The sequence below is a fragment of the Propioniciclava sp. genome (assembly GCF_047602245.1).
GTDB lineage: Bacteria > Actinomycetota > Actinomycetes > Propionibacteriales > Propionibacteriaceae > Propioniciclava.
The window spans coordinates 2965807-2979067 of record NZ_JASGHT010000001.1 but is presented as its reverse complement, the minus strand read 5'-3'; the positions used below and the strand labels follow the sequence as shown (position 1 = coordinate 2979067).

The 13261-nt window shown below is 70.3% G+C and carries 6 protein-coding genes; 4 read left to right on the top strand and 2 right to left on the bottom strand.

The window, feature by feature from the left end; all coding sequences use genetic code 11:
• Window positions 1–60: 60 nt before the first annotated feature.
• The gene (locus tag QM708_RS14120) at window positions 61–1584 is read right to left on the bottom strand and encodes an MFS transporter (protein WP_415109830.1); all 1524 of its coding nucleotides are present in this window, start codon (window positions 1582–1584) and stop codon (window positions 61–63) included.
• Window positions 1585–1657: 73 nt separating this feature from the next.
• Window positions 1658–5209, bottom strand: a complete 3552-nt coding sequence (locus QM708_RS14115; protein ID WP_415109827.1) for a proline dehydrogenase family protein — start codon at window positions 5207–5209, stop codon at window positions 1658–1660.
• Window positions 5210–5484: 275 nt separating this feature from the next.
• On the opposite strand from QM708_RS14115, the gene QM708_RS14110 reads away from it, so the two are divergent.
• The 4 genes from QM708_RS14110 to QM708_RS14095 all read left to right on the top strand — a co-directional run bounded on the left by QM708_RS14110 (window position 5485) and on the right by QM708_RS14095 (window position 13259).
• Window positions 5485–6408, top strand: coding sequence for a LysR family transcriptional regulator (locus tag QM708_RS14110; RefSeq protein WP_415109824.1), 924 nt, complete (start codon window positions 5485–5487; stop codon window positions 6406–6408).
• 114 nt (window positions 6409–6522) lie between these two features.
• Window positions 6523–7356, top strand: a complete 834-nt coding sequence (locus tag QM708_RS14105; RefSeq protein ID WP_415109821.1) for a LuxR C-terminal-related transcriptional regulator — start codon at window positions 6523–6525, stop codon at window positions 7354–7356.
• 96 nt (window positions 7357–7452) lie between these two features.
• Entirely contained in the window at window positions 7453–10215 is a 2763-nt protein-coding gene (locus QM708_RS14100; RefSeq protein WP_415109818.1) for a DUF6603 domain-containing protein, read from the top strand.
• Window positions 10212–13259 carry a hypothetical protein gene (locus QM708_RS14095; protein WP_415109815.1) on the top strand — a complete coding sequence of 1016 codons (3048 nt, stop codon included), beginning with the start codon at window positions 10212–10214 and terminating at the stop codon, window positions 13257–13259. The genes QM708_RS14100 and QM708_RS14095 overlap by 4 nt, the downstream gene beginning before the upstream one ends.
• Window positions 13260–13261 lie beyond the last annotated feature (2 nt).

The window sequence follows — 13261 nt, the reverse complement described above, 5'->3', positions numbered from 1 at the left end:
AGCATCGAGGCCCGGACCCTGACGTCTTGAAGAAGTCAGGGTCCGGGCCTCACCGGAGTGTCAGCGTCCGGGCGACGCGAACAGCGGCATCGTGGTGACGTCGATCAGCGGGTTGGAGTCCTGCGTCTTGACGAGCTCTTCCGCTTCTTCGCGGGTGGCTACGGTCGGGACCGACCCCAGCAGCGGCCGGGCGGCGGTCTCGGGCATCGCGAACACGGCCGCGACGGCGATCGCCGAGAAGGCCATGATCCAGATCGCCGGCATGTACGGGCTGACCGGCGAACCGTGGGTCGCGTTGACGAGCAGGTTCGCGAACAGCGGGGTCGTGCCACCGAAGAGGGAGACTGCGATGTTGTAGGTGATCCCCATACCGGTGAAGCGTCCCGCCGTCGGGAACAGCGCCGGCAGCGCGGAGGCGGTCATCGAGACGAAGAACGCGACCGGGACGGCGACCAGGCCGAGCGCGACGAACACGATCCACATGCCCAGCTGGGGTGCCAGCTGCAGGATGGCGAAGGCCGGCAGCATGACCACGAGAGTCGACCCGGTGGCGAGGAAGTAGACGCGCCGGCGTCCGATGCGGTCGGACCAGCGGCCGATCGTCGGCAGCATCAGCGACATCACCACCAGCACCGGCACCGTGGCGATGGCGGCGTTGAGGTTGGAGACCTGCAACTCCTCCTCCAGGTAGGTGGGCATGTAGCTGGTCAGCGCGTAGCCGGCGGTTCCCTCGGCGGCGACGATGGCGATGCCGATCAGGATCCGCTTCCAGTAGACCCGGATCAGGCTGGGCAGGTTGTGGCGGTACTGCAGGTCGAGCGGGTCGGTCGGCTGGAATGCCTCCTGCGCGGCACGGGTCTCTTCGAAGCCGGGGGGCTCGGGAATGCGCATCCGGAAGTAGATGGCGATGGAGCCGAGCGGGATGGCGAGCAGGAACGGGATGCGCCAGCCCCAGTCCATCATGGCGTTGTCGATGCCCATCGCGTATTCGGTGATGAACGTGGTGATGGCGACGACGGTGGCACCCGCGGCGAAGCCGAGGTAGGAGCCCACGTTGAGCTTCGATGCCCAGAAGCCGCGGTCCTTGTCGGGGGAGAACTCACTGACGTAGGTGGTCGCGCCCGCGAACTCGCCGCCAGTCGAGAACCCCTGCATCATCTTGAGCAGGTAGAGGGGGATGATGATCCAGAAGCCGCCGGCCTGCGCCGCCGACGGCAGCACGCCGATGAGCGCGGTCGCGGTGGCCATCAGCGCCATCGTGAAGTAGAGCACCTTCTGGCGGCCGATCCGGTCACCGATGGGGCCGAGGATCAGCCCGCCGAAGGGGCGCACCAGGAACGACACCGCGAAGCCCAGCAGGGTGACGGTGAGGCCGAGTTCCTTCGGCATGCCCTCGGTGAAGACCTTCGTCATCGTGACGGCCAGGTAGCCGTAGATGCCGAAGTCGTACCACTCCATGAAGTTGCCGACGAAGGCGCCGCGCAGGGCGAGCTTCATCCGGGACGGCTCGACGACGATCACATCGCTGGTTTCGAGCTTGCGTGTCGGCGGCCGGGTGTTGGGCGGCGGCGCAGATTCGGACATGGTTGTTCTCCTATTTCTCGGGAGGTGGGTGAAGGAAACGAGAGCCGGGGCGCCGGAGCGCCCCGGCTCCAGGTCAGATCAGCCCGTCGGAGAGCTGGTTCGGCGTGCCGAAGCGGTGCGCGGTGATCGACACCGCCTGCTCGTGCAGGTGCGGCAGCATCTCGACGCGGCCGGCCGAGACGATCTCGCCGCCGTAGACGGCGACGTCCGGCTTGCCGTGCGCAGCCTCGTAGACCGCGGCGACCCGGGCCTCGCGGGAGGCTCCGGCGACGATACGGACGCGAGCGCCCGCGTGCGGTCCGTCCTGGGCGGCGAGAGCGCCGACCCGCTCCTGCCAGGCGGCCTCGTCCTCGAAGTGGACGGTGAGACCGGCGGCGGCCAGCGCGTCCGCGACCGGCTTCGGCAGGGCGACCGGGGTGCTGACGACGGGCTTGGCGCCGGCGGCGAGGCCTGCGGCGATGGCGCGCACCGCGTGGTGCAGGGCGGCGTCCTCGGTGACCCGGATGACCACCTCGACCGGCAGGTAGCGCAGCAGGTTGCGTTCGACACCGAGCTGGGAGGCGTCACGGGCGATGCCGAACTCCTCCGCCCAGGCGTCCGCGTCGCTACCGAGCGCGGCACGCAGCCAGGCCAGATCCTCGCCGCTGACGCCGGATTGCTCGGCGGCGGTGAGCAGGCGTGCCGCGACCGGACGCGGGGCGCGCGTCGCGCCCGTGACGGGGGCGTCGGTCCAGTCGACGAGACCGTGCAGGTAGTTGGGTCCCCCGGCCTTGGTGCCGGCGCCGATCGCGGACTTCTTCCACCCGCCGAACGGCTGGCGGCGCACGATCGCACCGGTGATGCCGCGGTTCACGTACAGGTTGCCGGCCTCGATCCGGTTCAGCCACAACGCCAGGTCGTCGCGGTCGAGCGAGTGCAGGCCGCTGGTGAGGCCGTAGTCGATCTGGTTGACGATGTCGATCGCCTCATCGAGGGTCTTCGCGGTCATGATGCCCAGGATCGGCCCGAAGTACTCGGTGAGGTGGTACTCCGAGCCCCGCCGCACGCCCTCGCGCACACCGGGACGCCACAGCTTGTTGCCGCCGCGCTGGTCGAGCGCCAGCGGGCTGTCGCTGGGCAGCGGCTTCGGCTCGATGAGCCACTGCTCGCCCTCGCCGAGCGTGGTCAGGCCACGCAGCAGCTTGCCCGACGGCGCGGTGATGATGGTGCCCACCTGGGTCTCCAGGTGCTCCGGCGTGCCGACCTTCAGCGAGCGGACGGCGTCCAGCAGCTGGCCACGGAAGCGCTTCGAGGTGGCCACCGATCCGACCAGCACCACCAGCGAGGCCGCCGAGCACTTCTGCCCGGCATGCCCGAACGCCGACAGCGCGACGTCCTTCGCGGCCAGGTCGAGATCCGCGTTCGGGGTGACGATGATCGCGTTCTTGCCACTGGTCTCGGCGAGGATGGGCAGGTCGCGGCGCAATTCGCGGAAGCTGACCGCGGTCTCGTAGGCGCCGGTGAGGATGAGCCGGTCCACCCGCGGATCGGCGACGAGCTTCGAGGCCAGCTCGCGGCCGGTGAACTGCACGAACTGCAGCACGTCGCGGGGCACACCGGCCTCCCACAACGCCTCCACCATGACCGCCGCCGACCGGGCCGAGCTCGATGCCGGCTTGATGATCACCGACGCACCGGCGGCCAGCCCGGCGAGCACACCACCGGCCGGGATCGCGACGGGGAAGTTCCACGGCGGGATCACCGCGACCAGCTTCTTCGGCTGGTAGGTGGCGCCGTCCACCTGGCCGAGGAGCTGGCCGAGCATCGCGTAGTAGTTGGCGAAGTCGATCGCCTCCGACACCTCCGGATCGCCCTGGTCGAGGGTCTTGCCACACTCCGACCCCATCACCTCCAGCAGATCCGCACGATGCGCCTCGAGGCGCTCACCCGCGCGGTACAGGATGCGGGCGCGCTCGTCGGCGTCCAAGGCCTGCCACGAGCCGGACGCCGCGATGCCGCGCGCGATCGTCTCGTCCAGCACCGTCTCATCCTCGATACGCGACGACTCCACCAGCGCCGTGCCGAGCGTTGATCCGACCATCCGGTCGGCGATGCCGCGTCCCCAGACGCGGTTGCCGGGCAGGTCCGGATCGCTGTCGGGCGTGTTGCCGAATTCGCCACGGCGTCCCGCCTCGACCCGGGCGTCGACGCGCTGCTCGGCGCCGGCTTCGTCGTAGTGGCGGCGGTCCTGCAGGCGATTCGGGGCCGGCACGGCGAACGACTCGACCGAGCCGTCGCCGGTGATGCCCTTCAGGTCACCGAGCGAGGCGAGGAAGCGGTTCTTCTCACGCTCGAACAGCTCGGCACTGTCGTTCAGTTCGAAGACGGCCGACATGAAGTTGTCCGGGCTGGCACCCTCCTCCAGGCGGCGGATCAGGTAGGCGATCGCGACGTCGAACTCCTGCGGGTGCACGACGGGCACGTAGAGCAGCAGCGAGCCGACCTCGCGCTTGACCGCCTCGGCCTGGCCGGTCGCCATGCCGAGCAGCATCTCGAACTCGATGCCGCTCTGGGCGCCACGGGCCTTCGCCAGCAGCCAGGCCAGCGCCACGTCGAAGAGGTTGTGGCCGGCCACACCGATCCGGACGTTCTTCACCCGCTCGGGGTCGAGCGCGTAGTCGATCACGGCCTTGTAGCTGGTGTCGGAGTCCTGCTTCGAACCCCAGGTGGCGACCGGCCAGCCGTGCAGGGCGGCGTCCACCTGTTCCATCGGCAGGTTGGCGCCCTTGACGATGCGCACCTTGATCGGGGCGCCGCCGTCGGCGACCCGGGCCGCGGCCCATTCCTGCAGGTCGATCATGGCGCCGAGGGCATCCGGCAGGTAGGCCTGCAGGACGATGCCGGCGGCCAGCTTCTTGAACTCCGGACGCTCCAGGATGCGCTTGAAGACCGCGACGGTGAGATCGAGGTCCTTGTACTCCTCCATGTCCAGGTTGATGAACTTCTTCGGGCTGGCGGCATTGGCGAGCTCGAACAGCGGCGTCAGCTGCTCGACGATGTGGCCGACGGCCTCGTCGAACGCCCAGTGGTTGTGCGGCGCCACCGTGGCGGACACCTTGATCGAGACGTAGTCGACATCCGGGCGGGCCAGCAGCGCGCGCGTACCGGCAAGCCGGCGCTCGGCCTCGTGCTCGCCGAGGATCGCCTCACCGAGCAGGTTGAGGTTGAGCCGGACGCCGTCGGTCTTGATCTTCTTGATCGCCGGGCCGAGCTTCGCGTCACTGGCATCGATGATCAGGTGGCTGACCAGCTCGCGCAGCACCCTGCGGGCGATCGGGACGACCACGCCCGGGAGCGGCTTGGCCACCACACCGCCGACACCGATCGCGGCCCGCATCGGCGCGGGCAGGAACTTCGGGGTGAGCGGGACCAGCTCGTTCAGCTTCTTCGCTGCGGCACCGTAGTCTTCCGGCCGCACCACACCATCGACGAAGCCCACCGTGAACTCAAGACCGTGGGGGTCACGCAGCACCCCGGCGAGAAGTTGGGCGGACGAAGCGACCGGATAACCAGCCGCCTCCTTCAGCCACCGCTGCACCAACGCGATGGCATCGGACGCGAGATCCTGAGGACGAACACTGCTCACGGTGTGACCTTTCGAACGATTGTGTAACGGCGACCTAACAACTATGTAACGGACCTGCGGGCACGCCAAAGCCCTCGTGACTTGGGGTCTGAGGTGGAGGGCTCCAACGGTTCTGCGCGCGAGCAGAGGCTCCTGGCATCAGTGTGTGCGACAGATAGGGATGAAGTAAAGCGACTGTTTCTACCTGATAATGTGAAGTTTACCTGAATCGGGTTGTCGGAGGCCTTCACTTCACAACCCCAGGTCCACCCCGAAAGCCCTGCGGAGGAGGCACGATGCTCGAGATGAAGCGGCTGCGGCTGCTGTGGGAACTGCACGTCCGCGGCACGGTCGCGGCCGTCGCCGAGGCGCTCAACTACAGCCCTTCGGCGGTGTCGCAGCAGCTGGGAATCCTGGAACGCGAGACCGGAGTCGAGCTGTACCGGCGGTCCGGACGCACGCTCGAACTCACCCCGGCCGGTGAAGCACTCGTCGCCGAAACCGAGGTGCTGCTCGCGGGACTCGAGCGCGCCGAGGCCGCACTGCACCGCGTCCGGGACGAGGTCAGCGGCACCGTCCGCGTGGCCGCCTTCCAGACCGCGATCCTGTCGATCGTCCCCCCGGCGCTACACCGGCTCCGTGAGGAACATCCCGACCTGCGCGTCGAGGTGGTGCAGTTCGAACCCGGGGCCGGGCTACGGGAAACCTGGGCGCGTGGCTTCGACCTCGTCGTCGCCGAGCAATACCCGGGCCATTCCGCCGCGCACTTTCCCGGGCTGGACCGCCGCCCGCTCACCGGCGACCCGATCCAGCTCGGGCTCCCCCTCACCGGCACCGCCGATCCCGCCTTCGACCGGATCGCCACGCTCGCCGATGCCGCCGAGCTGCCTTGGGTGATGGAGAGACCAGGCGCCGCCAGCCGGCACTGGGCCGAGCAGGCCTGCCGCAGCGCGGGCTTCGAGCCGGACGTCCGCTACGAGGCCGCCGACCTGCAGGTGCATGTGCGCCTCATCGAATCCGGCAATGCGGTCGCACTGCTGCCCGGGCTCGTGCACTCCGGTGTGGCGACCCGGATGCGCTTGCTCGATCTTCCCGACGCGCCGCGCCGCACGGTGTTCACCGCGGCGCGGGCATCAGCCGGCTCCCATCCAGCACTGACCGCCGTACGCGAGGCATTGGTGCACTCCGCCACCGCCCTGGGGCCCGACTGGACGCCGTGAGCGATCAGGGGGATGACACGAAACCTCCCCCATCTGCGGGATGTACCAGGCATTGTCTTCGGCTCGACACTGGCAAAAACACCTGAATGTCGGCCATGACGAGGGGTGAATCCGATGCCCGCTGATGGAAGACTCCTGGAAATCGCCAGACAACAGTCGTGGGCGATCGCCTGCAGCGCGGCTCCCTGGGAAGGTGCGCTCTGCGAAAGCCTGCAGGAGTTCTTCGGCGACGATGTCCATCTCCACCTGGTGCGGTTCGCCCGAACCGGACCGTGGAGCCTGCGCCTGCTCGACTGGGTGGAAGCCCCGGCGCGGTCAGGCGGAATGGCACCGGGGCGTGCGGTCGACATCGATGACGTCCGCCGGCACCCCGGCATCGCCACGATGGTGCAGCAGAACACGGCGGCACCGATCCGGCTGAGCGATGTCGTCGACCTACGCAGCTTCCGGCACACCGAGATCTTCCACCGCACCCATTCCCGCCCCCATGGCACGAAATACGCCTGCGCGGCGCCGCTGTTCAGCAGCCCGGAGACATTCGTTCTTCTCGGCGGGCACAGCACCCGCGAGGACTTCTCACCCGATCAGATGAGCCTGCTCGCCCGGCTCCAAACGGTGGTGGCCAGCGCCTTGATCATGCGGTCGGCCCTGCGCCAGCTGTGCGATGCCGCGGAGCAGCACGGGGAGCACCCGGATCGGCCGCAGCCTGCCTCACCAACACCACTCCGCCTGCCGGAGCGAACCGCCGAAAGCGACTATTGGCCATCGGCTCGTGAGCAGCAAGTCCTCTGCCTACTCACCCTCGGCCTGACCAGCAGCCAGATCGCGCGCCGGCTGGAGATCACCGAACGAACGGTCCGCAAGCATCTGGATTCCGTCTATCGCAAGGCCGGCCTGACCAGCCGGACTGCGGCGGCCGTCTGGTGGAAACGCCGTGCGGACGGCTGAGGAGTCGGTGTCAAGTGGCGACAACGACACCTGGCCCGACCGATCCGGCTACCCGGATGCTGGTGGCAGACCCAGCGGCCCGATCCCGGAGCGACCATGAACGAGTTGTCTGCACAACTGTTGGCATCCGCCGTCCGCTACGTCATCGCGCGAGTCGAAGAGTTGGCGACCCCTGAGAAGCTGGCGGAGGTCATCGATGGCAACGTTCCCGCTGACAGCGCGGGCGTCGCCACCGACCTCGCCGCCGCCCGGGACCATGCGGACGCCGCGACGACCGCGCTCGACGACGGCAACGTCGCCCGCGGTGCCCAGCAGGCGTGGCTGGCGGTCCAGGAGGTCCACGACGCCGCAAAGGCGCTCGGCGTCGGAGACCTCAGCACCGTCGCGCAACGCGTGGTGGGCGCAGCACCGCCGGGCGCGATCATCCGCCATCTCGGCATGCTGGACCCGGCCATCGCGCCACGCGACACGGGGCTCACCCTGACCTGGACGACTCGCAACGTCAGTCTCGGGGTGTTCACGATCGGCACCCTCAGCATCGGCTTCGTCTTCTCGGTCAACAGCCTCGGCGTCACGGTGCGCGCCGCGCAGACCCGCGCCGATCTCGGCGCCGGGGCCGCCGGCCTGGTGTCCCTGCTGCTCCAGGGTGCGGGAGAAGCCGCTGCGGACATCACCCTCACCATCGACCAACGCGGCCTCACCGCCTCAGGCGCCCTCGGCCCGATCGCCCTGCCGGCGCGCCTGCAGGCCCAGGTCGTCGAGCTCGGAGGGCTGGATCTCACCCTCATCCCCGCGGGCGACCAACTGCGGGTGCGGCTGCGCAGCCGCATCCGCACCGACCTGGCCGGCGTCCTGGGCGCCCGCATCAACGGCGCCGGATTCGAACTCACCCTCGACGCCGGCCGCATCCTGCGCGGCGAGTCGCCGTTCCTGCCCACCCCGGCACCCGTCGCGCCGACCGGAATCGGCCTGTCCCTCAACGCCGGGCCTGTATCGGGCTCCGGCGAACTCCTCCAGGTGGCGGACGGGTACGGCGGCGCCCTCGACCTGCGGATGGGGCCGGTCGGTGTCACCGCCTTCGGCCTGCTGCGGACGAGCGCCGGCTCGGTATCGTTCGTCGCCGTCGTGTCGGTGCGCTTCGACGTGCCGATCGAGCTGGGGCTGTTGTTCACCCTGAACGCCGTCGGCGGCATCGTCGGGCTGGGCGTCAACGTCAATCCGTCGGCGATCGCGGCGGGACTGCGCGACGGCGTCCTCGACCGCCTGATGTTCCCCGCCGACGTGCGCCGGGCGGCCCCGCAGATCCTCGACACGCTCAGCGCGGTCTTCCCGCCGAAACCAGGCGGTCTGGTGGTGGGGCCGATGGTGCGTCTGGGCTGGGGACGCCCGGCCAGCCTGATCACCCTCGATGTCGCGCTGGTCCTGGCGGTGCCCGATCCCGTCGTCCTGATCCTCGGCCGGGCCCGTGCCGCCATCCCCGACGCGCAGGCAGCGATCATCGACCTGCGCGCCGACGTGATGGCGCAGTTCGGCCGCGGCGTCATCTTGATCCGCGCCGAACTGCACTCCTCGCGGATGGGGTTCTTCTCGGTATACGGCAGCATCGGGATGCTGATCCGCTTCTCCGACGGCCCCACCGCCGTGATCAGCGCGGGTGGGTTCCACCCCACCTACACGCGGAAGCCGCCCGAGCTCGCCGACCTGCGCCGCATCGGCGCCGAGCTATCACCGCCGATCGGACTGCAGTTCCGCGTGCAGGGCTACGTCGCCCTCACCCCGAACACGGTGCAGTTCGGCGGGTCGTTCGAGGTCGGATACTCGATCGGCGTCGCCGCGGTGCGCGGCGGCTGCTCGCTCGACGCCATCATCCAGTTCGACCCGTTCGGTTTCGCCGTCGACCTGAACGCGCATGCCCACGTGGAAGCGTTCGGCATCACCCTCCTGGGCGTCGCGCTCGCCTTGCACCTGGAGGGGCCGAGCCCCCTGGTGGTGAGCGGACGCGGCTCGATCTCGCTGCCCTGGCCGCTGCCCGATCCCAGCATCAGCATCGGGCCGTTACGGATCGGGGGCGGCGATCCGCCTCCCGAGCTGCCCCCGCCCGTGCATCCGCTGCGCGAGGTCGCTGCAGCGCTACGCGCCACCGATGCCTGGCAGAAGGTCGACCGGCAGGGTCAGCGCCTGCCTGTGCGCCTGAGGGCGGCGTCCGGCACCACGGGCGTGGTGATCGAGCCGTGGGGCCTGCTGCGCGCCAGCCAGCGCGCTTTCCCGCTCCGGATGACGCTTGAGCGGTGCGGACGCGCCGCCGTTGAGCCCGAGGGCTGCCGCATCGACGTGAAGGGGCTCATCACGGTCGGCGGCGTGCCGAGCGAGGTCCCGACATCGCCGGTCACCGAGACGTTCCCGGTCGGCCAGTTCATGCGGCTGACCAAGGACGAGCAGCTCGCCGCGCCGGAATTCGAGGACCGGCAGGGCGGCCTGGTCATCGACCCTGCCGGGGCCGAGACCGTGGCCGGCACGCTGAAGCCGTTCGCCACCGAGGCGTCCCTGGAGTACGAGGACTTCTGGCGGGATGCCACTCAACGCTCGCGGCCTAAGCTGCGTTTCGCGCTCCCCGACTGGCTCGCAGCCCTCATCCTGGACTGCGGTCCGGCCGGGGCGAGCGCCGCGCGCGCGGAGGATCGCTACCGTCCCCAGCAGCTGGAGCGCGTCATCGAGGTGCGCCCGGTCAGCGAGGTGCGCGTGACCGACATCGACACGGGCGCCGAGATCGACGGCTTCGCCCTCTGGAGCGACGCCCGGCATTCCGCCCGAGGCCAACGCGGTGGTCTCGCTTCGATGACCCGGGTAGCACAGCCATGAGCACCTTCGACGTCACCGCCCGCTCCACCGCGGTCGACGCGAACAAGGCGGGTGCGGACAGCTTCACCTTCCTCCCGTACTTCCGTAGCGGCGCGGCCGCCGGCATTCAGGGCGTGGCGACACCGCCGTCGGCCCCCGCGCGGACGACGATCTCGATCGCCTTCACGCTCACCGACGGGCGCGGCGGAACCGAAGACGTCGCGCAGCAGATCGCACTGCGCGGCCCGGGCGACGTCCTCGGCATCGACCCCGCCCAGATCATCCGGCGTCATCCCGCGCCCGGCACGGCCTCGGCGTCCACCGGCGACCTCGTACACCTCGAGTTCGACCAGCCCGACCTCCCGTGGATGTTCACGCCGGTGGCTCCCGTCGGCGGACGGCTGCACCCGTGGCTGCGCCTAGTCGTCGTGCCGACGTCCGCGATCACCGAAGAGGTTCCCCCCGCAGGTCCGGACCTCCCCAGCGCCGTCGTCGTGCCGGCGAGGGAACTGCCCGCCGCCCAGGACGGCTGGGCCTGGGCGCACGCACAGGTCTCCGGCACCAAGCTGACCGAGGGCACGCTCGCACGGCACCTGGGCACCGGCGCGCCCCAACTGAACCTGTCACGACTGGTCTGCCCGCGCCGCCTCACCGCCAACAAGCAATGGACGGCGCTCGTCGTGCCCGCATTCGAGGCCGGGCGGCTCGCGGGGCTCGGACAGGCCCCCATCGACACCCTCGACTGGGCGTGGGGCGCAACCGACACGGTGACGTTGCCCGTCTACGACCGGTGGGAGTTCGCGACCGGCGATCCGCTCGGCTTCGAGGACCTCGCCCGCCGCATCGTGGGAACCCCGGCGACTCCCGATCTGGGCCGGCGCTGGGTCGACACCAGCACCCCTGGCAGCGACCTCACCGTGACAGGCACGCCCGGCCCCCGCGCCGTGCGCGGTGCTCTGGTCGCCCCGATGCCGGACGCCGACGCGAGCGGCCGCTGGGAGGAGGCGTCCGTTGCGCGGCTGCGCGACCGTCTCGCGCCGTCCGGCGGTGACCCGGTCGTCGGGCCGCCGATCTACGGCGGGGCGCACCTGCAGCGCGACCTGGTGCCTGCCGCCGGACAGGAGCCGGCCTGGCTCGCCGAGCTCAACCTGGACCCGGCTCACCGGATCGCGGCCGCGCTGGGCGCCGCCGTCGTGCGCATGGACCAGGAGCCGCTGATGGCCGGCGCCTGGTCGCAGCTGCAGAACGTCCTTGCGGCCAACGCCGTGCTGCGAGCCGCGCAGTTCGCGCGTTTCACCTCCTCGGCGCTGCACTCGCGGACGATCGCCCAGATGAGCGCGGCTGACACGCTGCAGGTGACCCAGCGCGCGCACGCACACCTCGACGTCGACGGCCGCACGGCCCACGGCGCCGTCGCCGCCAGCGCACTGCCGGTGGCCGCGGGCAGTGCCGCGATGCGGCGGCTCACCCGCCCGCTCGGGCGCTCGATGCGCTTCGTCCCTCTCCCCGACCGGGCCGCGTCCGCCGTCGCGGTGATCGCCGACGGCGATGCCGGCACCGACTGGGTGGTGTCCGTCCCTGGACCGATGACCACCGACGACAGCGGTCTGCTGGCTCAGGCGGAGGCTGGTGGTGGGCTCACCGGAGTGCTCGATCTCGCCGCCGGCGACGATGCGGCCGACGCGCTGGTCGAGATCATCCAGGCACTGCCGACGCCCGACGACATCCGGGCCTTCACCGACGGGCCCGAGTTGAACGCCCGGCTCGATGAGGTGCTGACGCTGATCGCCTTGGGCTGGCGGCTCGCCCAAGCGCAGGATCCCTGGCCGGTGCCGGCGGTCGTGCTGGCTCGCTTCCCCGAGACTGGACTGGATCCGTTCGATCCCGGCACGACCCATCCGCAGAGCGTCATCATCGACGGCGTCTTCACACCGGTGCTGGAGGCCGCCGCGTCGCGCTGGGATGGCCGCTTCGAAGAGTTCCGGTGGCCGACCGAGATCGGACCGGATCGGCATGCGCTGGCGCCGCTGTGGCGTGAACCCGACCCGCGGGTGGGCGAGACCTTCGACGAGTTGCGGTGCCACGACCTGGCCGAGCCCGTCGAACCGCTGCGTCCGCGACTGGACATCGCCGCCCTCGACCTCGCCGCCCGCCTGCATCCGTCGCTGACCGTCCCGCGACGCACCGCGACGCGGCTGCCGAATCTCGCCGGCCTGCTGGGCCGGCCCCTCGACGATCTGGACGCCGTCATGGCCGCCCCCGAGTTCCGCACACCGCTCTACGAAGCGCTGGACCGCTACGACCGGGAGTGGCTGATGCCGGGCATCGCGGCGATCCCGGCGCCGGACATGGTCACCGTGCTGGAGACCAACGGCCGGTTCGTCTCCTCCTTCCTCGTCGGCGCGAACCATGAGTTCGCCCGCGAACTCGTCTGGCGCGAGTATCCGACCGATGGGCGGGCGACGAGCCTGCGGCGTTTCTGGACGCCGGAGCCGGACATCGAACCCCTGCATGCGCTCCGCCACGGCTCGCTCGCGGGACTCGCCGACCCGCGGTTCGACGGCAAGCTCGTCTTCGTCGTCCGCGGCGAACTGGTCCGGCGCTTTCCTCACCTTCTCGCGAACGTTGCCCGCTCCACGAACCCCGACTACCCCGTCGAGTACGCGTCGCAGCCCGTACGCACGCTGTTCCGCCTCACGCTGTCGCCGGACATCCTGCTGGTGGGGGTCGATCTCACCGACGCCCAGGTCACCGCGTCCGACAATCTGAGCCCGATGCCGCCCCAGGACGCGCACTGGCTGACACTCGCCGAGCACGTCGGCGCCCCGCGGTTCGGTCTGGACGAAGAGCCAGAGAAGCCGATCGGCAACCCCGTTCAACGCGACGCTCTGAGCTGGAAGCACTGGCCGCCCACCAACGACCACCTGCCGGCGACGATCCCCAAGGATCTGCAGGTGCAACCGCCTCGGCCCGTGACGAGCGCCCTGTTCGCGTGGGCGCTCTTCCAGAAGCCGGCACGCGTGGGCTACCGCGTCGCATCGCTGCTGTCCGAGACGGGAGGCTGATC